22 protein-coding genes are annotated in these 26201 nt (G+C 40.7%); 14 read left to right on the top strand and 8 right to left on the bottom strand.

The window, feature by feature from the left end:
* Nucleotides 1-538: 538 nt before the first annotated feature.
* A complete protein-coding gene (locus SK066_RS14750) occupies nt 539-814 on the bottom strand; it encodes a serine integrase family protein (RefSeq protein ID WP_320542056.1) in 276 nt (91 codons plus the stop codon).
* A 123-nt stretch (nt 815-937) separates the two neighbouring features.
* Nucleotides 938-1159, bottom strand: coding sequence for a recombinase family protein (locus SK066_RS14745; RefSeq protein WP_320542055.1), 222 nt, complete (start codon nt 1157-1159; stop codon nt 938-940).
* Nucleotides 1160-1418: 259 nt separating this feature from the next.
* On the opposite strand from SK066_RS14745, the gene SK066_RS14740 reads away from it, so the two are divergent.
* Nucleotides 1419-1841 (top strand): hypothetical protein, encoded by a 423-nt coding sequence (locus SK066_RS14740; protein ID WP_320542054.1) that lies wholly within the window; start codon nt 1419-1421, stop codon nt 1839-1841.
* Between the two features lie 165 nt (nt 1842-2006).
* On the opposite strand, the gene SK066_RS14735 is transcribed toward SK066_RS14740, so the two are convergent.
* Both SK066_RS14735 and SK066_RS23165 read right to left on the bottom strand, forming a co-directional pair.
* Nucleotides 2007-2192, bottom strand: a complete 186-nt coding sequence (locus SK066_RS14735) for a helix-turn-helix domain-containing protein (protein WP_320542053.1) — start codon at nt 2190-2192, stop codon at nt 2007-2009.
* Nucleotides 2120-2344: a helix-turn-helix domain-containing protein gene (locus SK066_RS23165; protein ID WP_407673675.1), complete on the bottom strand. Its 225-nt coding sequence runs from the start codon at nt 2342-2344 to the stop codon at nt 2120-2122. Before SK066_RS23165 ends, SK066_RS14735 begins: the two co-directional genes overlap by 73 nt.
* A 660-nt stretch (nt 2345-3004) precedes the next feature.
* On the opposite strand from SK066_RS23165, the gene SK066_RS14730 reads away from it, so the two are divergent.
* The 4 genes from SK066_RS14730 to SK066_RS14715 all read left to right on the top strand — a co-directional run bounded on the left by SK066_RS14730 (nt 3005) and on the right by SK066_RS14715 (nt 12417).
* The gene (locus SK066_RS14730) at nt 3005-3217 is read left to right on the top strand and encodes an RHS repeat domain-containing protein (protein WP_320542052.1); all 213 of its coding nucleotides are present in this window, start codon (nt 3005-3007) and stop codon (nt 3215-3217) included.
* Between the two features lie 64 nt (nt 3218-3281).
* The gene (locus SK066_RS14725) at nt 3282-9458 is read left to right on the top strand and encodes a polymorphic toxin-type HINT domain-containing protein (RefSeq protein ID WP_320542051.1); all 6177 of its coding nucleotides are present in this window, start codon (nt 3282-3284) and stop codon (nt 9456-9458) included.
* A 15-nt stretch (nt 9459-9473) separates the two neighbouring features.
* The gene (locus tag SK066_RS14720) at nt 9474-9818 is read left to right on the top strand and encodes a DUF3969 family protein (RefSeq protein WP_320542050.1); all 345 of its coding nucleotides are present in this window, start codon (nt 9474-9476) and stop codon (nt 9816-9818) included.
* 1603 nt (nt 9819-11421) lie between these two features.
* Nucleotides 11422-12417: an AlbA family DNA-binding domain-containing protein gene (locus SK066_RS14715; protein ID WP_320542049.1), complete on the top strand. Its 996-nt coding sequence runs from the start codon at nt 11422-11424 to the stop codon at nt 12415-12417.
* Between the two features lie 348 nt (nt 12418-12765).
* On the opposite strand, the gene SK066_RS14710 is transcribed toward SK066_RS14715, so the two are convergent.
* Nucleotides 12766-13284, bottom strand: a complete 519-nt coding sequence (locus SK066_RS14710; RefSeq protein WP_320542048.1) for a helix-turn-helix transcriptional regulator — start codon at nt 13282-13284, stop codon at nt 12766-12768.
* Between the two features lie 116 nt (nt 13285-13400).
* On the opposite strand from SK066_RS14710, the gene SK066_RS14705 reads away from it, so the two are divergent.
* Both SK066_RS14705 and SK066_RS14700 read left to right on the top strand, forming a co-directional pair.
* Nucleotides 13401-13724 carry a magnesium chelatase subunit ChlI family protein gene (locus tag SK066_RS14705; protein ID WP_320542047.1) on the top strand — a complete coding sequence of 108 codons (324 nt, stop codon included), beginning with the start codon at nt 13401-13403 and terminating at the stop codon, nt 13722-13724.
* 196 nt (nt 13725-13920) lie between these two features.
* Nucleotides 13921-14433 (top strand): hypothetical protein, encoded by a 513-nt coding sequence (locus tag SK066_RS14700; protein WP_320542046.1) that lies wholly within the window; start codon nt 13921-13923, stop codon nt 14431-14433.
* Nucleotides 14434-14559: 126 nt separating this feature from the next.
* Here the strand turns inward: SK066_RS14700 and treR are convergent, their stop codons facing one another.
* From treR to treC, 3 genes are all read right to left on the bottom strand, one after another.
* On the bottom strand, nt 14560-15285 hold the full coding sequence (gene treR / locus SK066_RS14695; protein WP_188776628.1) for a trehalose operon repressor: 726 nt from the start codon (nt 15283-15285) through the stop codon (nt 14560-14562).
* Between the two features lie 245 nt (nt 15286-15530).
* Complete coding sequence (gene treP, locus SK066_RS14690) at nt 15531-17564, bottom strand: PTS system trehalose-specific EIIBC component (RefSeq protein WP_320542045.1); 2034 nt, start codon at nt 17562-17564, stop codon at nt 15531-15533.
* 39 nt (nt 17565-17603) lie between these two features.
* The gene (gene treC / locus SK066_RS14685; protein ID WP_320542044.1) at nt 17604-19298 is read right to left on the bottom strand and encodes an alpha,alpha-phosphotrehalase; all 1695 of its coding nucleotides are present in this window, start codon (nt 19296-19298) and stop codon (nt 17604-17606) included.
* 420 nt (nt 19299-19718) lie between these two features.
* Here treC and SK066_RS14680 point away from each other — a divergent pair, with 420 nt between their 5' ends.
* The 7 genes from SK066_RS14680 to SK066_RS14650 all read left to right on the top strand — a co-directional run bounded on the left by SK066_RS14680 (nt 19719) and on the right by SK066_RS14650 (nt 26165).
* The gene (locus SK066_RS14680; RefSeq protein WP_320542043.1) at nt 19719-20798 is read left to right on the top strand and encodes an NAD(P)H-dependent flavin oxidoreductase; all 1080 of its coding nucleotides are present in this window, start codon (nt 19719-19721) and stop codon (nt 20796-20798) included.
* Between the two features lie 297 nt (nt 20799-21095).
* The gene (locus SK066_RS14675; RefSeq protein ID WP_320542042.1) at nt 21096-21575 is read left to right on the top strand and encodes a DedA family protein; all 480 of its coding nucleotides are present in this window, start codon (nt 21096-21098) and stop codon (nt 21573-21575) included.
* A 24-nt stretch (nt 21576-21599) separates the two neighbouring features.
* A complete protein-coding gene (locus SK066_RS14670; RefSeq protein WP_407673674.1) occupies nt 21600-22160 on the top strand; it encodes a class I SAM-dependent methyltransferase in 561 nt (186 codons plus the stop codon).
* A gap of 200 nt (nt 22161-22360) precedes the next feature.
* A complete protein-coding gene (locus SK066_RS14665; protein WP_320542041.1) occupies nt 22361-23047 on the top strand; it encodes a response regulator transcription factor in 687 nt (228 codons plus the stop codon).
* Between the two features lie 229 nt (nt 23048-23276).
* A complete protein-coding gene (locus tag SK066_RS14660) occupies nt 23277-24161 on the top strand; it encodes a sensor histidine kinase (protein WP_320542040.1) in 885 nt (294 codons plus the stop codon).
* Nucleotides 24162-24460: 299 nt separating this feature from the next.
* Nucleotides 24461-25285 carry an endonuclease/exonuclease/phosphatase family protein gene (locus tag SK066_RS14655; RefSeq protein WP_320542039.1) on the top strand — a complete coding sequence of 275 codons (825 nt, stop codon included), beginning with the start codon at nt 24461-24463 and terminating at the stop codon, nt 25283-25285.
* A 205-nt stretch (nt 25286-25490) separates the two neighbouring features.
* The gene (locus SK066_RS14650; RefSeq protein WP_320542038.1) at nt 25491-26165 is read left to right on the top strand and encodes a sulfite oxidase-like oxidoreductase; all 675 of its coding nucleotides are present in this window, start codon (nt 25491-25493) and stop codon (nt 26163-26165) included.
* Nucleotides 26166-26201: the final 36 nt, after the last annotated feature.

The following is a 26201-nucleotide window of genomic DNA, read 5'->3' as shown; positions in this document are numbered from 1 at the left end:
ATAAGAAGGCTCTCAAAAAAATGTGTGTTAATAAGTTTTCCTCTTTTCATATGATTTTTAATGTTTATATGTGAACAAGCACTTGCTGCGCTAACAGCTCTGCTTGGAGTTTTGAGTCGATAACGTTATCGACTCTATTTTGCTTTTCCTTTTTAATATATCATCTAAGTGACTACCTTGTCAATACCACCATATTCTAGGAGCAATTGTTCATTAAATATTATTTGAAAAGGAGCCTTTAAAGGCTCCTTTGTTATTCTGCGCAACATAAGAACTTAATGATCTGTAAAATATCGCTGTCCATTATAAAATGATTCTTTTGTGGATTGTCCAGACAGTTGAAATAATTCAATAGTTGTTGGTTCAGAATCTGACCACTTCAATGTATCGACTGCTTGCATATTATCCACTACTTCAATTAACTGAGCGGATCAATACGTCCCACATTGGCATTTTTCTATGGCTAGAATAGTAATTGTAAAGTACACGATGTAATTTTCGTTGTCTATCCTCCTTACTATTGAATTCCCTTCTCAGCCTACTCATTAATGATTTTATAGAATGTATTCTTTTTAAGATTCAACTTCTTCATTAATTCTACCCCGGTTATTTCTCCAGATTTCCATTTGGCATAATTCGTTTGTAGTATTTCATGTTGCCTAGTTGTAAGCGTAGCTAAGTTCATGGCTGGTCTTCCCAAATGCTTGCCCTTCTTACGAGCTGCTACTATGCCTTCAGCCTGAGCCTGCTTGATATCGTTCCACTCTTCCTCAGCTAACCAGCTCAGTATGTGTAGGACTAAATCCATAATCAACTTACCTACACCCTCTAGCTCCTGATACTTACGTTTATCCAGAATGGGTATATCGATCACGACTACATGAATTTTAGCATCGATTAATCATTGCCATTCTTTAAGTATTTCTTGTTTGTTACGTCAAAATCTGTTAATCGATTTAACAAATATAGTATCCCCTTCTCTTAATACTCTTTTAAGCATTTGATATTCTGGGCGATCAAAAGTCTTTCCGATTACTTTATCATTAAAAATGAATTCATTGGGGATACCTTGATCCAGTAAAACAATTAGTTGCCGATATTCATTTTGATCGCGAGTCGTAACTCGAGCATAACCGTATTCTCTTGTGAATGTTCGCATTTTATTCCTCTTTTGTTTGTAAAGGTGATCCATAGATTATAAACGTTTATAAAATTGAAAAATAGCCTTTACGGAACATAAAAATACTTAATTTCCTTAATCCGTAAAGGTATACCTTTGCAAACAATGGATTTAAGAGCGAAATAAAATTTTAAGCGTTAAAAAAGTAATAGACTTATTTTTGATAAGGGAATAATATATTAATGTGGAATTTTTTTGTTTTTGAGTAATTATATTCTATGTCTAAGGGGTGATTTGCATGGATCAGGATACTAAGCTTGCTTTCGGACAAATTTTAGGTCAAATCTATCGTATTCAGAAAAATATCTCTCCAGATATTTGCCAAGTTAACGATGCAACAATTTATGCTTTATTAAACGGAGTAGAAACAACTATTGATTCGCAATTGCTCGAACAAGGTTTTATATCTAGGGAAAAAGAAGCTCATGTTTCTAATGTCCTTGCTGAATACCATAACGATTCTGATAAGTTAAACAACCTTAAAGGTTACTATGATATCGAACATGATCTTGAAGCTGGAAATATAAACCGGGTCGAAGCTTCAATTATTATGACTATGTTTAATGAAAGAGGTTTATTTAAGGAAGTTATTGCTAAGATGGATAGCAGTTTCTCTCCTGTTGAGTGCAAAAGATTTGAAATTTCAGAATATGACATTTAAATTTTTTAAATCGACATAACGCTGATTATATTGATTACTTTTGAAATGGCAGGGATGCTGCTGTTATATAAGTTTGCATTGCAAACTCGGATAATAAATATGTTAATATCCATAAAATAAATTTACACAAAGCCGCTTATATCAAGATAAGCGGTTTTGTTTATTTTAATTGAGTATTTTCAAAAATAAATCTACTTTCTTTTTCGTCTCATCGGAAAATCGAACCCGATCAGCTTCCCAGTTATAAACAGATTTTGCTTCAATCTTAAAGTGGTTCGCTAAATCCTGCTTGATCCATCTACGATAATACCTCGCCTTACGAATACACTGACCCAGTGTATCTTCTGGCATACGCTCAACGCCCCCAAATACCAAATCTCTCTATTAAACAAAGTTGAAAGCTTTTTAATCGTAGATAGCGATGGCTTACTTTTCTCATTCTCAATCAAGCTGAGTGAATTGGTTAAAATTTGTATACGCGAGGCAACTTCCCGAATCGTCATAAGATTCTCTATCTGTGTTGTCCGAATATGCTGCCTTAGTATATCGATTGAAAGAAGAGTATGTAGTTGTATACAAGGTGATTAACTCAGTTCTAATCCCGTGCCGATTTCGTACCGATCAAAACTGCAAAGACATACAATCCGTAATCCATGGGCATTCATTTTTTTTATTTTTAATGTTCTTTTAATCATCGATAGATATCTAGCTTAGTATTTTCCCTTGCTTTGGCTGGCGATAAAATCATCCTTTTCATTAAGGTCGATTGAGCTAGGCACCTCCTACGTTCATAACTGTTGTGCTTGATTTTAGCACGATAGCGGAGATTATCAATTTATAACACGTACCAAATAATGTCTTCTTTTATGAGTGTTATGAAATGGGGAATAACTGAAAAAAAGTAATTTATAGATGTTTTGCAGAGGTATAATCCGTATCAATTTTCCTTGTGTAAAGTCGCTTATTAAATTAAAGTCATATGTAATTTTTACATACTTACGAATACACCTAGTTAGATAGCACTAATTGTTTAAAATTTAATGTAATTCCAGAAAAAAACTATGGTAGATAAAGATAGAATTTATTACAATGTGGAACGTACTATAAAAGTAAAGTAAGTGGATGTTTTAGTTGGTTAACTTTTTTGAAAGGAGAGAAATAGGATGAATAAAATGCAAAGAGTAGGGTCTGTAATTATGGTAGTTCTGTTAACAATGGTTTTAGCTTCTCATGCTGATGCAGCAGCTACAAGAAGCTATCAGTATGATAATAGTGGACGTTTATTGTCTATTACGATGTCAGGCTACAAGATAACTTACGTATATGATAAAAACGGCAATTTGATTAAACGTGTTACTACGTCGATTACAAAATAAAATGTATGACGACGTAATAGATTAAGCGTTCAAATAAAAAAAATTATAAAGGGGTACAATTAAAGTGTTAAATAAAGCAGTTAAAAGCTATGTCATTAGCTTGCTATCGTTGGTATTATTATTTACTTCATGTTCTAATCTGTTTACACCGTTTTCTTATGCAGCATCCTCAGATAATCAATCGATCATAACGGATGCTATATTACCACCTGGCGTCACCTTAGATCCAGATCACAATCAAGAACCTGTTCTGGACCCACCTCAAATTGTAGAATGGGAAGAGCCTTCGGTAACTGAAGACGCATATAATTTATCTGCCAGTTTATCCACTTCGTTGGGTATCCAAAGCTTTACCGATGAATTAAAAGTACTCTCATTGGATGGCACTTCTGATGAACAAAAAAGTGAGATCCAGCAAGAAGATGAATTCCCTGTTCCCTTTGTTCCAAACTTCCTCCTTTCAGATAAAGATGTAGGCGAGCTCATGCTTGCAGGTGCAGGTGGATATGATCGGTATCAGATCCATTTACTTGCGTCCCAACAAAATATTAATCCCTTAGATATCTGGCAACAGAAAAAAGAAAGTGGGCTATCATGGAAATCATGGCTTCCACAAAGTGGGCTCAAGCTAGCCGATTCCAATACAGTCAGTCAAAACGTATATGGCGTATTTCCGGGTGAAGCATTACAAGACTCTAGTGTGATTCCTTCACTGCCAGTATCAGACGAAAAAGAAACCGCGCAGCAAGATACATATGACTTGGAAACAAGTCTATCTGCTCGCTCCTTCATTTCCACCATGGCAGTTAGCTCCAGCGATGAAGCAACGGTTAACAATTTCCAAAAAAATATGAATAGTTATCTAAAGCTGATTAGCCCCCTTCAGATTAATCAGATTTATAAAGAACAGTATTCGGATCGTCAGAAAACAAGTGAATCTATTGATCCCGCTACTGGTGCATTGACATGGAAATTCAATGCTTTACATTATCCAGGTCGTGATGGTCTGGATATGGATCTTGGACTTATGTACCAATCGAATCAGGCAACGAGCTTTTTGGAAGCTAATGCTTTAATGCCAGTCATCGTTTATCGCAATGGGACGACTAGCTTGCAATATAAAAATATTGCTAAAAGTGAATGGGCTAGTGAAAATTATCTCTTCAATACGTTCCAGCTTGGTAATGGATGGTCCTTCCAGCTTCCTTCCTTACAAATTGAGCGTCCGAGATATGGTCAAGAAACGTACTATTATTACCATAACGGTGGGGGAGCTTCGTATCAGGTGAAGTTTGGTGAGTCCGCAACCAATCTGGTTAATCCACCAAACACCATGACTCGTTTTATGCGAGGAGGGAGTTTCAGCAATGGACAAACGAATGCTGCGTATTATATGGAGTACCCAGGTAAAAAACGTGAATATTTTAATGATCAAGGTCAGCTGATCGGTGTCGTAGACCGTTTCCAAAATAAAATCACCTATGAATATGGTGGCAAGCCCCTTCAATATATTCAAATTACCGATACAGTAGGGCGCAAGCTGCGAATTGAATATCAGCGCGGAGACACGGAAAATGCTGTGACCGTATATTCCATTACCCCAGATGGACAGAAAAAAGCGGAAGTCGTCTTAAAAGGTCAGCCTCAAAAGTGGCAAGCACGCGATCGTGGAGATACGCTGAGACAAAAAAATGATTATATTCAAGACGTTAATCCGGCTCTACGTACATTATCATATGTTCATGATGATGATAGTGGTAAACGTCAATATCTATGGACAGCCAAGTTTAATTATATGGATCGTGCACGAACGGAATTCAGTTACACAAGTCGTAACTGGAATACGCAAGAAGGTGTGGGAGCAATGGCAGCTTTCCCACTGAGCGAGATCGAATATCCGCGTTCACAAACGTACTATGATTACACTCGAGTCGTACACAATATGGGTCGAGATGGATTACAGCAAGAGTTCGTCGTATCCCAACGTGCAGATGAGCCACAGAAGAAAGATGGCTCCAAGCGAACAAATCTCGTCAACCAGGTTCAGTACACGTATAGCGGGGATTACACAGGCTTTCCACAGGCAACCAGTCAGGAAAATATGCCAACTGGTTATACGTATGAGCAGCAGGCTTTAACAATGGAGCAAGGTAGTCAGACTTTCCGTACGGTGACTCGTTTTAATTATAAAGGACAAACACAGGATGTATTACGTTACGGTGCCAATGGTCAATCTAATTTAACTACGTATGAAGCCTATGATTCTAATTTCAAATTCAATCCAATTCGCAGTAAAGAAACGATTATTGATTCGGCTGGACAGATAACACGTTACACCGAACAAAAGTATGATGCGAATGGCAATCTGGTTCAACAAACTGCACCGCTTACGACAGATCAATTAGCGAATGCAGATACAAAGCAAAAGCGCTCTACATTTTATACCTACGAGCCTCAGTATAATCAGATTCAGACAATGACCGCATATCAAAATGATTCGACCCAGCTTACTAATACGTACGCTTATACTACAGATGGACGAGTGAGTATGATACGTGATGCTTTGGGGCAAGAAGTTAATACCACATATACGAAGACGGCAGACGGTAAAGTTAGCCAAATCGTTACTGAACGACCTGTAAAAGCTGGTGTTAAAGCAAGAACCGTGACGAACTATGACGCAGACACAGGATATGCGTTGCCCTCATCAGTAACGACATATTTTCGCTCTGCAAGTGATGGTAATCAGTTACAAAATACGCAAAGCTTCCGGTATGACCCTCGCACAAGTTTAGTACTTGAAGCGACAAACGGCGAAGGAAAAAAGACAAACTATATTTATGATAGTTTAGATCGGCTTATAAGAGAACAAAAACCAGCTCTAACTAATACGGATGGTGAAGTATATACCGTTGCGAATCGTTATCAATATGAAGATGGGTATGTAGATCGGCAGGATGGTAGTCCAGTTATTGCAGGTCTAGTAGTAAGTAGTTATCAAGAAACAAACCAAAAATCCAATGGTATGCAAGTGAATTTAAACGAACATATTGCAACGTATGATGGATTTGGAATGACACTGACAGATTCTTCGATAGATCGTAGTGATCCAGCGGTTCCAGTCACGAAGATTATTCGATACCGCACCGATAGTAAAATGCGCCCGGTGAAACAGACTACTGCTATATACCGTGGGACTGCTGCTACTGGTCTACAATTAATGGAAGGTCCAATCACTGATGTGACTATTGATTATGATAGTTGGGATCAACTCGTTACGACAATAGATGCACAAGGAAATCAAACAAAAATTAAAAGCTTACCGTCTCAATTCAAAAACTCGCTTACGTTCCAAGATGGCAATGGCAAAGTGATCAATGCAGTGGATCAACAATACGATCAATGGGGCAATCTAGTACAGACGCTTGCTTATCAAGATGCAGGTAATCGAGCGAATCCGATTCGTGCAACATATACGTATGATATTGTAGGTAATATGTTGACCTATACTGACCCAGAGACAAATGGTAGTGCTCAACATGCACGCAATCGAGAAGGCGTAACACAAAGCTACAAATATGATCGCTTGAATCGTCCGATTCAATTATTAAATGCTATAAATCAGGCTACCAATTATGAGTATGACGGCAACAACCAGTTGATCAAAGCTAGCGTACAAGATGCTACTGGTACAGCAGTAATTTTTAGTAAAGATTTTAATGAGACATCATTAACATTAAGTAAAACTGATCCATCTAACAACAGCGATCAAAATCAATATGATACGATGGGACGATTAAAGGTTGCAATTGATCGTAATGGTGTACATTCGGATTATACGTACGATGAATGGGGGCAGCTTAAAACTATTTCTAAAGTAGATTCCTCATCAAATTTCCTTAAATATACGTATACGTACGGAAAAGGAAACATCCAAACGAATCAATTACGAGTAGAAAGTTTGTCTTCTGTAAATACAATGGATCAACAAATGAAAACTGATTTACTTGGACGTGTGATCCAGCAGAGCGCTCGTACTGTAAACGATGCTACAAATCCAGCCTATGTTGGTGGTATGAGTATGACATATAATGGACAAGGCCAAGTTGCAACGATGCAAACGAACTATCAAAGTGGTACAGATGAAGTCAAGGGAACGTCACAAAACTATGCGTATGATAATAAGGAACAATTGACTAATATTACTTTAGGTAGCAGCAACCAAAATATTAAGTATGCCTATACCTCTCAAGGGAAAATTGAATCTATCACCTACCCAACCATGAAGAATGGTAAAGTCATGAAAAGTAGCTATACGTATGATGCTATTAATCATATGACGCAGATGATTACTACATTGGATAATGCGGTCATCGCAGCATCAAACTACCTGTATGATAGAAATGGGAACGTACTACAAAGCATTGAGAAACGATCTGGTAAAACGGATCATACCATCCACTATACGTATGATAGTCTGAATCGTTTAGTTGGAGTAAATGATTCTGTTCGAGGTACTACCGTTTATGCCTATGATCTTAGAGGGAATCGTTTGATTCAAACAGAAGATACACCAAGTGTCATGTTGGAACCACGTGACACTACGTACTTTTATGATTTAGATAATCGATTGAAGCAATATCGTTCGATGAAAACCGAGAATATTCCTCAACAAGCTGGTCAGTTAAAAGGCACATTTACGTATTTTTCTTATTTACCTAATGGTATGAGATATCAGAAAAAGTATGTAGAATCTAAAGTTGGTTCGACTGAAGTAAAAGCTATTCGTAACTATATTTCAAATGGTAGTGGGAAAGTTATCTTTGAAGCTTTAACGAATCTTATTACAACAGGTAAACCAGATAAGCCGATTTATACTGAATATATCAGAGGCGATCGAGTTTTGCTGAAGAAGCAGTTGGGCAGTGAAAAATTGTACTATTATTTGTACAATGGTCACGGCGATGTTATTGGCATTTTGAACGATGATGGAAGTATCGCCAATACGTACGACTACGACGAATTCGGTAATCTAACACAGCAGGAAGAGCAAACAGATAACTCATTCAAATATGCAGGCGAGTATCAGGATGCAGAGACAGGACTATATTATCTAAATGCACGTTACTATGATCCAAGTATGGGCCGGTTTATTAACGAAGATACGTATGAAGGACAGATTATTAATCCTTTAAGTCAAAATGTATATACGTATGTTCAAAATAATCCATTGATTTATGTGGATCCGACAGGTCATGAAACAGGTGCTGTAACTTATGAAACATCTAACGCTCTTCGACAAGATGTTGTAAACGCAGCTCGATTTGGTGGAATGATAAAAACAGCATTAGATTTTCTAGTATTAGATGATCTTGCAACATTAAGAGATCCTAACGCTTCGGAATGGTCTAAAGCATTTGCGGCTTTAGGATTAATTCCAGTAGGTAAAATATTTAAAGGTGGCAAGTTAATAATAAGTTTGGTTGATGATTCAGGAAAAATAGTAAAACGTGAATATAAACTTACTGATGAAGCCCTAAAAGAAGCTAATAAGTGTTTCTGCTTTACTGCAGGAACGAAAGTGCAAACAGACAAAGGAGAGAAGCCTATCGAAGAAATTGAAGTCGGTGATAAGGTTCTTTCTAAATCTGATAAAACTGGTGAAGTGGCGTATAAAGCAGTCGTAGGGTTGTTCCAAAAACAGGCCGACGAAATCTATTATATTCATGTTCGTAACGAAATTATTGAGGTTACAGGTAAACATCCATTTTGGTTGGATGGTAAAGGATGGACACTAGTTAAAAACTTGAAAGTAGGCGACTTGCTTGTTTCAAGTAATGGTTCTAAACTGGTAATAGACAAAATTGAGAAAAAGCCAAGAAAAGCAACAGTTTATAACTTTGAGGTCGCAGATTTTAATTCTTATTTTGTATCTAACCTTGGGATTTGGGTTCATAATTGTGCGCTACAGAATGTATATAAATCAATAAAAGATGCTCCACTTTATCCAAAAGGTTTTTCAGCAGCTAAAAATGGAACTGTGAAGAATAAGGTCAAGGATAAGGAATTACTTGAGGAATTACGAGATGTCGAGTCAGGCACCTGGAATAAGATTTACAAAGATGGTATAGACGAAAGTGGCAAAAAAGTCTCAATTCATTACTTTCAAAGCGAATCCGGTAAGGTGTTTAATGTCAAAGTGAAGAACGGATGGAGCAACTCAACTAGTCACATGCCTTAATAAAAGGATGGTGTATTGAATTTGCAAATAGAATTGAAGGATTCAAACGAAATTCAAAAGTTTTTGTGTATATTAAATGTAGGTATGCTTGATTCTTTGCTTAATAATGCACTAACTTTTGAGGAAGCCTATATATATCTATATCGTCCTTATGTAGCACAACTTCTAAAACAATACCATGCGAATAATGAAATAGTTGAATTGTTTGAAAAATGCTGTATGTTGGAAGATATTAAGGATATCGCTCCTGAAAAATTAAACGCTGCAATTAAGCTGAGAAAGAAAGAAACGCTGGATTTACTTAAATGTTTGCCCGGTAACGAAACACCAATGTATTGGCTAAATAAATTTGACGAATGATTAGATGAACTTTGATCTTTACACCGTCAAGTAGACATCAAAAAAATATATTCCAGAAACGGCGTTTTTTCGAAATTCTTTCGGGAAAAACGCCGTTTAATTTGTTATGGAAGCATTCTTCATTGTAATAGGTTAAATACTCCACAGTGTGGTTTCACTGTGCATACTCTAAATACAACTTCTCTGTCTTCAAATGAGAAAAATAATTCGATAAAGGCGATTTCAAAGCAATTCCCACGTCTGGAATGACTTCCTGTCTGTCCTTTTGCCATAGCTTTAAATCGTGTATTGAAATCCTTGAGTGGAGTGTATTAGACCGACGTATCTGTCGCCAGTTTTGGGTCATTTCGTTTGAATAACGGTCAAGCCCTGACTCCATTATTATACAAATTTAGAACAAACAATAAATAGTCAAATCGTATCTCGTTTGGATATGGGTCAAGTCGATCACTAGTTTTTGTCTCAGTGCCTCGGTTGTAAAGTTCAGTTTCAGCACATTGGCAAAGCAAACGGGGAGTTTTCGTCCAGAAAATAAAGTCCTGGCAAATAGATTAACGTTTTGAAAGGTATTTTGCTTTGAGACGATCTTCACGTTTTTTATTCCTTGATTCAAGAGCTACACTTTCTTTTTCACGATTAATTAATTCGAATTCTGCACTTCTTTTACGAACTGACGTACGACCTGAGAGTATAATAATTAAATATAGAAATATAATTAAGAGTAAAATGAGAGATGTAAGCTCAGTAATTTTTGTTGACAGTACAAATTCATTTTTAGTAGGGCTATTAGAAAATTGAAAAACTATTAATGATCTAAGCAAACCAATAATTGTGAAATAAGGGCTTAACAAATTGGAAATATCTAAGTTTTTTTCTGCTTCTACAATAATTATCTGTAGCTGCTCTTTAGTTTTTGTAGAACATTTTTCTTTAAATTTTTCCGCATATTTTTTTGTTATGTATGCTCCTTAAATATTAAATATCTCTGCTATACTTTGCCGGGTACTCAGCGATCAATCTAAAAATGAACTATATCTCGCATTATAACATGGGTAAGAAAATCATAAGATAAGAAAAAGGCATAAAAATAAAGTACAGATGTGTGCGCGGGCAACGGATGAAAGTGCTACTGGCCAAGTTATATTGAGAAAGTTCAGCTTTACTGGCAGATCGGCTTTATACGGCGCGAGGAAAGCATCATGCAGGCATAAACCCCGAGGTAGTATGGATCAACGAATGAAATCAATAAGTAAATAGAGCGCATCGCGATTTGAAACGCAGGTATGGAAGCTAAGCTGCAACGACAAGATGCAGAGCTAATAGAAGCTATTAGCTCACTGAACAACCAACGGATAGATATAGTTACTTAGAAAATGAAGATGAGTTTGATTATATTAGCTGTAGAGAGATAGAGTTATTTGACAGAACCTCCCTCCGGATCAAGAAGGAAGCAATCTTAATTCTAGCAATTCGTTTACGATTACTAATGTAGGGAGAGAAAGAGAAACATTATAATATGGTATTATGATATCAGTAAAAGCTAGTTTATTTTCGTAGTAGTAGTAAATTGTTTGTGACTTCAACCAGTAGAGGGGACATACACATGAATAATGCTGAATCCATTTACTATAAAATTATTGATGGAGGATATGAGAAAATCAAGTCAATCTATCAGGAACAATGGGAAGAAACAGTATTTATAGATTTTAAAAGAAAATCAGCTCCTTCGATTGGGGGAGCACAAAGACCTGATAAATCTATATATTCTGAAGCATTATCTGGTTTTTCTAATACATCTGGTGGAGTAATAGTTTGGGGGATTAGTGCACCAGGATTGCAAGATAAGGCAGATGTTGCTATCGGTGAAGAACCAATTTTTGAACTAAAGAGATTTTTAACCGATTTAAATAATGCGACTAGTCAAGTGTTTGTGCCAGCTAATCCAGGAGTACGTAATACTGCGATTTATTTGAATGATGATGAAGAATGTGATAAAGGGTTCATTGTCACTTTAGTACCTCAAAGTGATTTCACACCTCACAGAGCCATTAACAAAGATCATAAGTATTACTTAAGAAGTGGTGATAGCTTTGTAATGATGGAACATTCAATTCTGGAGGATCAGTTTGGTAGAAGGCAAAAGCCAAAATTAAAAATCCGGGTTAGATTAGATGACCAGCAACATTATTTTCTCCCTAATAGTGGGAATGCCCCTTTTACATTAATAATTGGAATAGAAAATGAAGGTAAGTATATTGCTACATATCCATGCATAAAGTTAATGGCTCTAAATAATTTAAAAATAGGAAATGAGCTTGGCGACCATTACAATTTATCACGTTTACGTCAAAGTGAAGATGAAGTTCAAGCTTATGTGGGTGGTAGAGATGACGTTATTTATCCCGGTAGCTACATAGATGTAATAAAATTGATTCCAATAGGTAAAGTTGAAAAATACGAATTTATTTGTTTTTTTATTCGAGAAGATACTTTGATTAGTTTTAATTATGAACTTTATGCTCCAGATATAGTTCCTGTTAAAGGAGTATATACACTAAGTGGTGAAGAAATAAGCGATTTTTTGGGTTTGATTTGCTAAGCACGTAAAACAGTTGTTTAATTATACGGGCGTAAAATAGTGATGGAAATCAGGATTGGTTAGTGGCTCAACGTGATCGGAGTATGATTCTGGACTATAGGCATACTATCAATGTTTTATGGTATTTCGAGAGATTCAAGGTTTGTTGATCGACAAGTTGATGTTCTAACCGCTTAAATTAACGGAGTAGGCGAAGAAGCAGCCTTTAATAAACGAAAGAAGCTATCTAACTGGGGCATAAGATTATTGTTATTAAGTTTTTTTGCACAATTAGTAGCTCAAATATCTCAATATCCATGCTACAAATATAGAAAGCCTCTTATCCATGCATAAAAGGCTTTCTATATTTTAATTGAGTATTTCCAAAAATAAATCTACTTTCTTTTTCGTCTCATCGGAAAATCGAACCCGATCAGCTTCCCAGTTACAAACCGATTTTGCTTCAATCTTAAAGTAGTTCGCTAAATCCTGTTTTATCCATCCTCGATAATACCTCGTCTTGCGAATACGCTGGCCTTTCGTCTCCTCAGGCATATGCTCATACGCTCCCAAATACCAAATTTCTTTATTATATAATGCAGAAAGTTTTCTAACCGTAGGTAGGGACGGCTTACTTTTCTCATTCTCAATCAAGCTGAGTGAATTGGTTGAAATCTGTATACGCGAAGCAACTTCACGAATGGTCATATGATTCTCTATCCTTGCTGCTCGAATGCGCTGTCCTGGTGTATCGATCGGAAGAAGGCTACGCTGTTGTATAAAACGCAACATGGTTTGCCGCTTAATATGGAGAAGGTCAACGGTATTATCTACATGCTTGCCCATGTGGATTTGCCGGTAGTCGTCATCCACTCCATCCGTGTACATGTACCGATGCCAAAATCGCTCGTTATCGTGCTAAAATCTCAGGCCCATTACTTGACCGGATTGATCTACAGATCGAGGTTCCCAGGCCGAGTGAACGCGAGCTTCAGGCTAGCGCATTGGGAGCCGCAGATGGCAACGATTCCTCTAGTATGCGTGAGCGTGTACTGCGTGTGCACAAGCTACAGCTGGAACGGTATCGAGCAATAGGCATTCACTGGAATAGTCAATTGTCTGGTAAATGGCTGCGTCAGTATGCGCCGCTCACACCAGCAGCAAATACGTTACTGGATACAGCTTTTGAACAGCTAGGTATGAGTATGCGTGCACGAGACCGTATTTTGAAATTAGCAAGAACGATCGCGGATCTGGAGGAGGAAGAGCAGATTGATGCGCTACATATTGCAGAGGCGATTCAGTATCGGCAATTGGATCGAGGATGAGTAGATAAGACAGGGTGTAAAGAGATTAAGCTTACGGGACTAAGTTGCTATTGAAGATTAGAGATTAGGCTGATGTAGCTTGCGAAGAAGAAAAATGTAGTTGATAGAATAGAGTGAGATTAAGCTGTTATAGTACAAGATTAGATCGTATGCTGTATAAGCAGGCTATATCATTTGTACAAAGTGAGTGATCCATATGAATTTAACATTGGCAAAAACATACTCTATAAATGCAATTTCTATTCAAAATGTAGAGTCAGTCAGTGAAAACCTAATATTACTTAACCTTGAGCTACGTGGTGATAAGCTCTACTGGGAAGCAAGACCTTATCATTGGCGATATGATTTTGGTGATTTTCCACCATTAGATGTATCATTCGATTCGAAAACCGGGCTATTGAAAGAAATTACTATATTTATTAATAAACAGCAACTCCAACAACAGCATAGTTATCCACTTACAGTTTTATCGAACGTCGAGGGATACCCAGCATTTGATACAACCTCTCTTAGCCACAACTCCTATTATTATGACGAGTTGGCTGATATCGTTGTATCGCTTGCAGATTCGTGTTTGATCGCTATACGCAAAGGAGTAGATACAAGCGTACAGCTTAAAGTGACGGATGCACTGGATATTTTACTGACTGCTCAGAGTCAATTTGCAGGCTTTATTGTATACAAAATAGATCATCGTCAGTTTATGTGAGCTACCTGTTATCGTATACTTATAAGTACGTATAATGATATTTACGATCAAATGCAAAAAGGCTGACTCTTTTAGAAGTCAGCTTTTTTCTTTATATTTCCGAAACATGAGCTGCTCCAAAAACTCTTACTCCTCATTCGGCATCCTACGCGCAAACTCCACAAACTGGAACTTATCCAATCGATGGCGAGATTCAGTATATTCAAACAAAGTCGTATCTTCCAGATGCACATAGTTCCGCACGACCACCACATGCGTATCGCGCTTTAGATCGAGTAATAACTTGTCTTCAGCGGTGACCTGCTCTACTGAAATCTCTTTTTTAGCATAGGCAATTTTGAGTGCTAATTCGCCTTCCAGGTATTCGTAGATCGACTCGCTGGCAATATCTTGAGTAAGTGAAGGGATAACCGATGCGAGAAAATAGTCCTTATCCAAAATAACCTTTTCATCCTCTATTTCGCGCGCGCGTACGACTTTCCATACAGGCTCTTTTTCCTGCACTTGAAGCTGACGTGCAATATGCTGTGGGCACGGGATGAGGGAGACTTCATATACGAGTGTGCGTGCTGTGCGTCCAAGTCGCTGAGATAGCTCTTTGAAGCTAACCAGACCAGAGACTGGAAATTCCATCCGATTCATATCGAGCACGAATGAGCCTTTGCCACGCATTTTGTGAATATATCCATTTTGAGATAGCAGGTGTAATGCCTTGCGCACCGTTTCTCTCGATGTACTATAATGCTCGGTTAGTTCATTTTCGGAAGGAAGCTTAACACCAGGCTTGAGTGTGCCAGCTTCAATCTGCTGTGTATAATCGTTGTAAATTTGCGAAAAAATATTTTTGTTCATCTGCATCACCGCCATCTATTGTACGAATAATTATGCAAAAAAGCAAAATAATCGGATGTGATGAGGGTTCATGGTCTTTGTTTTCTTTTTATGAACTTTGTATTTTCTTTATAATCATGGACTAGCTTCTAACGAGCAAAATCGCCTGTTACCCAGTAATTCTGCTGGATGACAGGCGATTCAGATGAAAGTGAAGCATATCAGTTTTTACAAGCGACCTGCAAAACTCTTAAAAAGCATGTGCTTTATGAGGCATGTGCTTTGGTCAGATGAATACGCAAGACTGGCGTTTTGCCAGCTTCTACAGCTCCGGGTACTTCTTCGATCTGTTCGATCATCGTCTGACCTATAGGTACAATGACAGGCGAGATGGTTGGATAACCGGCTGCCTGGATTGTATCCATATCGAATTCTAGTAGCAATTGCCCCTTACTCACCTTATCTCCAGTAGCGACATGCACCTTAAAGCCATCACCCTTCAGTCCAACCGTATCGATCCCAACGTGGACAAGGATTTGTACACCGCTACTATGTTCCAGAATGACAGCATGCTTACTTTTATCGATAACATGAGCCACCGTACCATCGAATGGAGCATATACTTTACCCTCAGTTGGCTCAATTGCAATTCCTTCGCCCATTTGCTTTTCCGCAAAGGCGGGATCGGGGACACGATCCAGTGGAACGGCCTGACCTGTAATCGGTGCAGCTAACTCCAGCACATCCAGTGGATTGGATGCAGTAGAAGCTTGTGTAGCCGAAGCTACTTTTTCACTTGCTGGCAACGGGCTTTGACCATGCTCTACCTTTTTCACATCGTCATCAGCAAGCTCGGCTTCGGCAGTATTCATTTCACCGCCTGCTGTTTGTTTACGCGTAGCCAGTTTACCCCATAGCAGTGTACCTACAAATGGAACGACCAGTGCAATTGCCATACCGATGAAGAAAATGCCCCAATTGGCAACATCGATCGCGAGGAAGCCAGGCAGACCGCCTACACCAACAGCAAATGCGCGCACATTATTCATCGTCAGCAGAACGCCACCGATTGCCGAACCGAGCATACCCATAAACAGCGGATATTTAAAGCGCACATTGACACCGAACACGGCGGGCTCGGTCACACCAAGGAAGGCAGTAATTGATGTTGTTGCTGAAAGGCTTTTCATTTTTTGTGAGCGAATCACGAACATCATTGCAAGTGCGGCTGCACCCTGCGCGATATTGGACAGTGCCAGCATCGGCCAGAGGAATGTACCACCAGTTGAGTTAATAAGCTGTAGATCGACAGCAAGGAATGTATGATGCATCCCGGTAATAACGAGTGGAGCATACAGACCACCATATAGCAGACCGCCAAGCCATGGCACCGTAGAGAATACCCATACTACACCGGCAGTTAACCAATTACCCAGTGTAAATGTAACCGGACCGATAATGACAAATGCGAGAAAGCCAGTAACAAGTAATGCAACTGGAGCAACGACTAATAGCTTGAGCGAATCAGGAACTTTACGATTCAGCCATTTCTCGATCACCACGAGTACGTAAGCGGCAACGAGCATCGGAAGAACCTGCCCCTGATAGCCGACCGCATTCACATGGAAGCCAAATAAATTCCATGTTGGCACCGTGCCTTCATTGTATGCCTTTGCATAATCATAGGCGCTAAGCAGTGACGGGTTGACGAGAATCAGACCGAGTACGACTCCGAGTAAGGGACTACCACCAAACCTTGTCGCTGCTGACCAGCCGACCAATGCAGGCAAGAAGGTGAAGGCAGTGCTGGCAATCGTATTGACGATCGCTGCGAAGTCAGCCCATTGCGGATATACCTGTACAAGCGATTGTCCTTTGAAAAAGATATCTGTTCCAGTCAGCAGGTTGTTAATACCGAGCAATAAGCCTGCGGTAACGAGTGCTGGCAACAGGGGGATAAAGATATCGGATAGTGTTTTGATAAATTGCTGAATCGGACTTTTATGTTTAATTGCGGCTGCTTTTACATCATCTTTGCTAGCACGTTGACCTCCGGTAATCGCTATCAATTCATCGTACGCTTTATCCACAATCCCCGGGCCGATAATGACCTGAAATTGACCCTGCGTGGAAAAGTAGCCTTTTGCCAGCTCATTATCGTCCAGCGCTTGCTTATTGACTTTTCCCTCATCAACGAGGGAGAAGCGAAGTCGCGTGACACAGTGTGTAGCGACTTCAATATTTTCTTTACCACCAATGGCTTCAACGATTTTCTCGACGTCTTCTCTTTTTACCGACATGTGTTCAGCTCCATTCTTTGTCGCAAAATACCGGGGGAGCTACCCCCGGATGACCCACATATAAGATGCATAAGGTTCAAGCGATACGATGTTCTCCCAAGCAGGGACGAACTCCGTATTTTGGACAAGCAACTCTACAGAGGCAGAGTCGATGTCGCGTAACTGGGCAGGTAAGTCGAATTGAGCAGGCTGATCGGTGAAATTGGACATAACGACCAGAGTATCACGATCATTTTGGCGAGCATACGCGTAAATCTGAGGATGCTGCTTATCCAGACGGATATAGCTTCCATCGATCAGCACATCTTCTTTTTTACGAAGCGCGATCAGTCGTTTGTAATGACTGAGGATCGAATTCGGATCTTGCTGCTGTAGACTGACATTGATCTCAGGATAACGCTCGTCCAGCTTGATCCACGGTGTTCCGGTCGTGAAGCCAGCATTAGCGCTATAATCCCATTGCATCGGTGTACGCGCATTGTCACGTGAGCGACGTGCAATGATGGTGAAGGCTTCTTCTGGCGTTTTGCCCATTTCGATCATGATACGGTACATATTTTTGGATTCTATATCTCGGAATTCTGAGATATCATTCCAGTTCGGATTAGGCATCCCAATCTCTTCACCCTGGAAAATGTACGGTGTACCCTGTAGACCATGCAGTGTAGTTGCCAGCATTTTGGCGCTCTCGATACGATATCGTCCATCATCAGCAAAACGGGATAATGCGCGGGGCTGATCATGATTGTTCCAGAACAGTGCATTCCAGCCACCGCCTATGTACATGCCGGATTGCCACTGAGATAACAGTGTCTTTAACGCTTCAAAATCATACGGCATCAATTCCCATTTCTTACCCTGTGGATAATCTACCTTGAGATGATGAAAGTTAAACGTCATCGAAAATTCGCGTTCTTCCGGGTTAGAGTACCGAATACAGTGCTCCAGTGTAGTGGAGGACATTTCACCGACAGTGACGAGCTGATAGGGGCCAAATACCTCTTCATACAATTGTTTAATGTACTCATGCACCCGGGGGCCATCGGTGTAAAATCGCCGCCCATCACTAATGATCAGATCGTCGCCTTCATCATCTGGAAAGCGCTGATCTTTGGAGATCAGATTGATCACATCGAGACGGAAGCCATCCACACCTTTATCTGTCCAGAAACGCATCAGCTCAGCTGCTTCCTGACGAACCTGCTCATTTTCCCAGTTCAAGTCTGCCTGAGTTGGATCGAACAGAGCCAAATAATACTGTCCAGTTTGCTCATCGTATTGCCAGGCGGAGCCGCCAAATTTAGATTGCCAGTTATTCGGGACGCCACCGCCTGGTGCCGGATCACGCCAGATATAATAATCACGATATGGATTATTTCTGGATTGCCGTGATTGTTTGAACCAGACATGCTCTGTTGACGAATGATTAACCACAATATCGAGCATCAGACGCATATTTCGCTGACGAATGCCTTGCAGAAGCTCGTCAAAATCTTCCATCGTGCCATACATCGGATCAATCGAGCGATAATCAGCAACGTCGTAACCGTTATCATTTTGCGGTGAAACGTAGATCGGCTGGAGCCAGATAATATCAATCCCTAGCTCCTGCAAATAATCCAATTTCTCGGTCAGCCCCCGAATATCTCCGATTCCATTACCTGTTGTGTCCTTGAAACTGCGCGGATAAACTTGATAAACCGTCGATCTGCGCCACCACTCCGTCCTATTCATGTATATGATTCCTCCTGTAAATGCTTAAAAGCTGTACGACTGAACTACATCACATCTCTATCTATATAGCAGTAGTTAGCGTAGCTGGAATAAGATTCAAACCTGTATATACAAGATGACTCGCCTCGTTGATTCTATACCTGTATATACAAGTTGTCAATTATAAAAATGAAATTTTCAATAGTGTTGGATATTTTGAAAGGAGATGATCCAGGAGCCAATATGAATTCTATTTTCTTATATGTGGTTAGATGGCATGTTAAAGAGCCTGATTCCATTGGATTAGGAATCAGGTTTCTAGACATTGCTTGGAGTCGTACATATATCGTATGTTGGAGCAAAGCAGTTCAATTATTTAATGTAGATATACATGATATGCAGCAATATACCATACATCCCCATAACACAGGAGGCTCTAATATGCCGATTCAGTGGAACACCAACTTTTGTAAACAAATCCAGATTCGTTACCCGATCATTCTTGCGCCGATGGCAGGTATTGCGAATATGCCGCCGCTTGTAGCTGCTGTATCTAATGCAGGGGGGCTTGGTACGCTGGGCGGCGCATATATGAGCCCGGAGCAGCTAAGACAGGCGATTCAAGAAATTAAACGACTCACCGATGCGCCTTTTGCAGTTAATCTATTCGCGCATATGGGCAGTGATCGGTATGAGGGCTGGGAGGAAGTGCTCCAGCAATTGCAGCCTGTACAGCAAGCGCTTGATATTGCGGCGCCGTCTCCAGACCAGATTCGTACACCGGATAATTTGGAAGCTCAATTTGCGGTACTGCTAGAGGAGAAAGTGCCCATTATCAGCGCCACATTTGGTTTGTTGTCCAACAGCCATATGGAGCAAGCCCGATCGCTGGGCATAAAGGTGATCGGTACAGCAACGACAGTGGAAGAAGCGATACAAGCTGAGCAGAGTGGCTGCGATGCTGTAGTTGCTCAGGGAAGCGAAGCAGGTGGACATCGCGGAACCTTCGATACCAGCAATAGACCAATGGGTTCTAATGTCGGCACGATGGCATTGGTGCCGCAGATTGTCGATCAAGTGAACATTCCTGTGCTTGCTGCTGGCGGCATTATGGATGGCCGTGGATTGGTCGCTTCGCTTGCGCTCGGCGCGCAGGGCGTACAGCTTGGAACACGCTTTTTAACATCGGTGGAATCTGGCGCACATCCTGCATACAAGCAGGCACTTCTAAGTAGTACAGAAGATAGCACAGTAATGACGACTGCTTTTTCTGGGCGCCCTGCTCGTGGTATTCAGAATGAATTTATTCGTCACTGGCACGCTACTGGAATTCAGCCATTAGCTTTTCCAACGCAAAATACATTAACACGCGAGCTTCGTCAGGCAGCTGCTCGCCAAAATAATGCTGAATACATGGCGCTATGGGCAGGACAGGGAACCAGATTGCTGACAGACGGGCAGTCTGCTGCCGATATAGTGCAGGAGATCATGACACAGGTTGAAGCTTTACTGCATGATTAGAATGAGATAAAACGATATAGCGATATGCCACCCAAGACGATGCCCATCCTGGCACCGTCTTTTTTGCGTTTCTTTCATTCAATGATCTCTAGCTTAGAGCTGTACCTAAGCTTCTCGTACTGAAATATTCCTTTAGGTTCTACCTTCAACAGACAAGTCCATCGCCTCTTTATTCATTTTTACTCCCATCTTCAGAATTTCTTTATTTTTGTAGCAGGTGAATATTCATTTCTGTTGTTTATGATGATGGAACAGAAGCGAGGGATGCTTCATCACTTAACAGAACGGAGGCTGAGGATGATCAATACGATCATTATTCATCTAGTTGAAAACTACGGCTATATGGCATTCTTTCTTGCCTTTACATTAGGTCCCTTCGGTGTTCCTGTACCGAACGAGGTGACAATTATTACCGGTGCGGTGCTTAGCAGTACAGGCATGCTGAATCCATACTGGACCTATGGCTGTATGCTGCTTGGACTGATCACGGCAATTACCATTTCGTATGTACTTGGAACATGCTCGGGTCAACGTCTTCAGGCTCATTTGCAGCAAAAGCCTTATCTCGCAAGGGTGCAAAAGCTATTTGAACGTTTTGGCAATAAAGCGGTATGTATCGGATTTTTTATTCCCGTCGTTCGCTATATGCTGCCTTTGTTTGCTGGGTTTCATGGTATGCGCTATCGCATGTTTGCTGTACTTGCCTATAGTAGCGCGTTGCTCTGGACGGGACTCTTTTTCATCATCGGCCATTATTTTGGCACAGTCCTATGGTAAACAAACAGATTAGTGGAGGAGAACATGATGACGATTAGAGAAGGCTTTTTATTTGCACATCGATTTTTTGGCGATCCGAAAAGAGTAGGCAGTGTGATGCCAAGCTCTCGCTTTTTAGCTGAACAAATGGTGAAGCCCATTGCGTGGGATACTGTACGTGCAATCGCTGAGCTGGGTTCAGGTACAGGAGCGATCACGAGCTTCATTCAAGAGCATGCGGGAGATGAAGTTGACGTTATTTTATTTGAAATGGACAAGCAAATGAGAGAATATATAAGGAAACAATATCCACAATTTCCCTGCTACACCAATGCACGTCATCTGACACAAAAGATGAATGAGCTGGACATTACGGAGCTGGATTGTGTGGTGAGCGGACTGCCGTTTTTCAATTTTAGTGTGTCAATGCGGCAAGCCTTACTGGAGCAGGTCGTTCAGGCACTCAAGCCAGGCGGACTATTCATCACCTATCAGTATTCCCTGCAAATGAAAAGAATGCTTGCCGATACATTCTTGATCGAAGCCATTCACTTTGTGCCGCTTAATGTACCGCCTGCCTTTGTATACGTATGCCGTAAGAAGTAGCGCATGAATAGGAGTAAGAAGCCAGTATATAAATAGGAAAGCGATATACCGTCATGTCTCTAGCTTCAATTGCGATGCCTACTGCTTTCTATGAACGTGTATAAGCCAACCTAGTTCAAGCTACAATCCGTCTACATGCAATGAATATACCATAAGCCATTTTATATTTTATTAACTTATAGAAAGAGTGAACGCGAACGATGCCTACAATCCTCGTTGTTGATGATGATTCCGAGATCAGAGATGTGATCCATATCTATTTGCGTAATGAAGGATACACGGTACTGGAAGCTGAGGATGGAATCGAAGCGGTGGAGAAAACATCTAGCACAGCGATTGATCTGATTATTCTTGATGTGATGATGCCGCATATGGATGGCATTCGCGCCTGCATGAAGATTAGAGATATCTCCGATGTACCGATCATTATGCTATCTGCAAAAGAAGAGGATATCGATAAAATTACAGGCTTAACGACAGGAGCAGACGATTACATCGGTAAGCCATTCAATCCGCTGGAGCTGCTTGCACGAGTGAAGGCACAGCTACGCAGGCAATCGCTATGGAGTAAGGATGGATCGTCATCGTCTACTATAATTGAAGTGAGAGAACTTGTTATCGATATCCAAAAACATATCGTTACGATTCAACAAGCGCCTGTATCGCTTACACCGCGTGAATTTTCGATTTTGGAGCTGCTTGCCAGTCATCCGGGGCAGGTGTTCAGCCCGGCGCAAATATACGAGCGTGTATGGAATGAAACGGCAGGCTATTCGGATAATACAGTGATGGTGCATATTCGTAATTTGCGTGAGAAGATCGAGCGTTCTCCGAAGGAGCCTCAATATATTAAAACGGTCTGGGGTGTTGGTTATAAAGTGGAATAAACTACGCTTACCTGTGAAGTTCCGACGAAGTATTCAGCTCAGACTGTTATTTAGCTGTATAATCAGCTTCATAATTACGTATGCGATCGTGTTTATAGCTTTTTACGCCACCTATTTATTGAGCACGGTCATTCCTCAATTAAAAAGTATTGCTCCCTTTTATAGTGTAATTATTATTGTTCTATTTATGTGTATTTTTGTAGCTACCTTTTACATTGTGACTCGCAGGATGGTATATGATCTAGTTAATCTAGAAAAAGGATTAGCTACGATTGCAGAGGGCGATATGGGGTATCGCATCCCAACAGAACGTGAGGATGAGCTTGGTCGAGTGATACAGAGCGTGAATACGATGGCAGAGCAGCTTCAACAAAAGATCACACAGGAGCGAGAAGTCGAAAATAGTAAAATGGAGCTGATTACCGGAATCTCTCACGATTTACGCACGCCCTTGACGAGCATTATTGGCTATATCGAATTATTACAAAGTGCGTCCTTCCGTAATGAAGAGGAGTACCAGCGCTTCGTACAAAATGCGCACAGTAAAGCGATTCATTTAAAAAAAATGCTGGATGATCTGTTTGAATATACGCGTCTTGCCTGGAAGGAGGCGCAGCTGCATCGGGAAATAGTGGATCTGACTCAGATGGTCAATCAGCTCTATTTTGAATTTGAACCGATTGCACACGAGTTGGGCATTACCACCGTTAAAAATATCATTCCTACTCCAATCTATACTCAAGTGGATAGTGAGAAGATCGCACGCGCAATTGATAATCTGCTCAGCAATGCACTTCGTTATTCCCTAACTCCAAGTACAATCCAGATTGTCATGAAGCAGACGGAGACACGGATTATGATCGAGATTGCCAACGAAGGCATGCCACTTACGAAGGAGCAGGAGCGCAGACTGTTTGAACGCTTTTACAAGGTCGATCCGTCTCGTCATGATCATGGCATGCAATCAGGTACAGGGCTCGGATTATCTATTGCCAGAAGTATTGTCGAGCTGCATGGTGGCGAGCTACACTTCACTCATCTGGGCAAATGGTTCACCTTTACGATTGAATTGCCATTGCTAGCGCTTGAGGATACAGACGGATTAAAGGAATGAGCGATACAATTGATGTGATAATACAATGTCCACACATCGTTGGCTTATCTAACTCATGTACTATTCATTAATAGGTAGCCGTGCACCAGAATGTAAGCGATATTTTCCCTCTTAAATACGAATAATTGTTTAGCTTGATACAAAGAGTAGCTTAGACAGAGCTACTCTTTGTTTGGTTTGCTTGTCTTTCATTTCCGTTCATCAAATAATAGAACAATGCTACAACATAGAATGATAAACTAAACTATAGTGAGAGCAATTCATAATGTACATAGAAGAGTGAATGGAGGATGAACGAGTTGACCAATCAAAATCAATCGTCACATACGTTGGTAAAAGTCATGACCTTCAATCTGCGCACCTATACGGCTTATGATGAAGGAAATGAATGGGCACAGCGTGCACCGTGGGTAGCACAAACGATTATCGATCATAGCCCTCAGATTGTTGGTGTGCAGGAAGCGTATCGAGTAATGCTGGAGGATATACAGCCACAGCTTACCGAATATCAATGGATTGGTGAAGGACGACGTGGAGGGAGTGAGGATGAGCATTGTGCTATTTTTTATCGTTCAGAAGAGCTAGAGCTGCTGGAGCAAGGACAATTCTGGTTATCGGAAACGCCAGAGCTTGTCGGTTCACTTGGCTGGGATAGCGATTATCCGAGAATCTGCACATGGGGATGGTTTCGGCATCGATTAACGAATGCGGTCATTCGAGTATATAATGTGCATCTGGATCATATTGGCGAACAGGCACGCATGGAAGGGGCTAAGCTTGTCGTTGCGATGATGAAGCAACATGCTGCCGCAGAACCGGGTAGTGCTGGCATACTGATGGGCGATATGAATGGTGTGCCATCGGATCTGCCGCTGCAATACCTGCACGGACGATTACCAGATGAAGGAGAACTGCCTGCATTGCAGGATACCTATTCTAGTTTACAGGGGGAATACGGACGTACATTTCATGATTTTGAGGGCGGTATCGACGGCGAGCCGATCGATTATATTCTAGTAGAATTGATGTGGAAGATTCGTAGCTGTATCATTGATCGGCGTCAGATTGAAGGTAAATACCCGTCCGATCACTATCCAGTGATCGCTGAGTTAGAGCTTTCATAGTATATCGTATCAGAAATGAATAAACATCCAATGAGTGTGAATCAGAAGCATGATATGATTATCATAGTAGGCATCAAGCTTAGTGTACGGATCGTAACCTGATAAAAGGATTATTATATGTAGTTAGATTCGATAACTTACGAGTCGCTATAGCGTAACGGTAACATACTAGAATAGAAAACACTAAAAATAAGGAGGGACAACGATGTCAGATAAAGCCGATCGCCTCAAAAAAGCACGTGTACCCCAGCAGCCACAGCTCGGTAATGAACTACAGCATCGCTTACCACCTGGACAGACGTTAACAGACAGTTTTCCGATTTTGCATTATGGCGAGGTGCCTGAATATGATCTATCCACCTGGAATTTACGCGTGTTCGGAGAAGTAGAGGAAGAGCGCATATTTACGATGGAGCAGCTGCAAGCCTTACCGGTGACCCATACCGTAAGTGATATTCACTGTGTCACACGCTGGTCCAAATTCGACACGGCATGGGAGGGTGTACGCTTTGCCGATCTGATGGAGCAGTTCAACGTTAAGCCAGAGGCACGTTATGTGATGCTACATGCCGATCCTGATTATGAAACAAACCTGCCACTGGAAGCACTACTGGCAGACGATGTGCTGCTTGCCTGGAATTATGATGGCAAGCCTCTGACCGCCAAGCATGGCTGGCCACTGCGTATGGTCGTACCTCAGTTATATTTTTGGAAAAGTGCTAAATGGCTGCGCGGCATTGAATTTATGAAGGAAGACCGCCGCGGCTTCTGGGAAGATCACGGCTTCCACAATATTGCCGATCCATTTCAAGAGCAACGCTTCTCATCAGATGAATATGAAATGCCAGAGGATGAATGGAAGTATTGTGAAGCGGATTAACTTTAATCTTGTAGCGAACAATTTAGAGCGTAGAAA

Origin of the sequence: Paenibacillus hunanensis (genome assembly GCF_034055775.1) — a bacterium.
GTDB classification, from domain to species: domain Bacteria; phylum Bacillota; class Bacilli; order Paenibacillales; family Paenibacillaceae; genus Saccharibacillus; species Saccharibacillus hunanensis.
The sequence above is the reverse complement of the archived record's forward strand: the minus strand, read 5'-3'. Positions and strand labels throughout refer to the sequence as shown.

Coding starts and splice junctions, on each gene's coding strand:
- SK066_RS14745 (WP_320542055.1), bottom strand. CDS start 1,159: ATGCGAACATTCACAAGAGAATACGGTTATGCTCGAGTTACGACTCGC.
- SK066_RS14740 (WP_320542054.1), top strand. CDS start 1,419: ATGGATCAGGATACTAAGCTTGCTTTCGGACAAATTTTAGGTCAAATC.
- SK066_RS14735 (WP_320542053.1), bottom strand. CDS start 2,192: ATGCCAGAAGATACACTGGGTCAGTGTATTCGTAAGGCGAGGTATTAT.
- SK066_RS23165 (WP_407673675.1), bottom strand. CDS start 2,344: ATGACGATTCGGGAAGTTGCCTCGCGTATACAAATTTTAACCAATTCA.
- SK066_RS14730 (WP_320542052.1), top strand. CDS start 3,005: ATGAATAAAATGCAAAGAGTAGGGTCTGTAATTATGGTAGTTCTGTTA.
- SK066_RS14715 (WP_320542049.1), top strand. CDS start 11,422: ATGAATAATGCTGAATCCATTTACTATAAAATTATTGATGGAGGATAT.
- SK066_RS14710 (WP_320542048.1), bottom strand. CDS start 13,284: ATGTACACGGATGGAGTGGATGACGACTACCGGCAAATCCACATGGGC.
- SK066_RS14700 (WP_320542046.1), top strand. CDS start 13,921: ATGAATTTAACATTGGCAAAAACATACTCTATAAATGCAATTTCTATT.
- treR (WP_188776628.1), bottom strand. CDS start 15,285: ATGAACAAAAATATTTTTTCGCAAATTTACAACGATTATACACAGCAG.
- treP (WP_320542045.1), bottom strand. CDS start 17,564: ATGTCGGTAAAAAGAGAAGACGTCGAGAAAATCGTTGAAGCCATTGGT.
- treC (WP_320542044.1), bottom strand. CDS start 19,298: ATGAATAGGACGGAGTGGTGGCGCAGATCGACGGTTTATCAAGTTTAT.
- SK066_RS14680 (WP_320542043.1), top strand. CDS start 19,719: ATGCCGATTCAGTGGAACACCAACTTTTGTAAACAAATCCAGATTCGT.
- SK066_RS14675 (WP_320542042.1), top strand. CDS start 21,096: ATGATCAATACGATCATTATTCATCTAGTTGAAAACTACGGCTATATG.
- SK066_RS14670 (WP_407673674.1), top strand. CDS start 21,600: ATGATGACGATTAGAGAAGGCTTTTTATTTGCACATCGATTTTTTGGC.
- SK066_RS14665 (WP_320542041.1), top strand. CDS start 22,361: ATGCCTACAATCCTCGTTGTTGATGATGATTCCGAGATCAGAGATGTG.
- SK066_RS14660 (WP_320542040.1), top strand. CDS start 23,277: ATGGTATATGATCTAGTTAATCTAGAAAAAGGATTAGCTACGATTGCA.
- SK066_RS14650 (WP_320542038.1), top strand. CDS start 25,491: ATGTCAGATAAAGCCGATCGCCTCAAAAAAGCACGTGTACCCCAGCAG.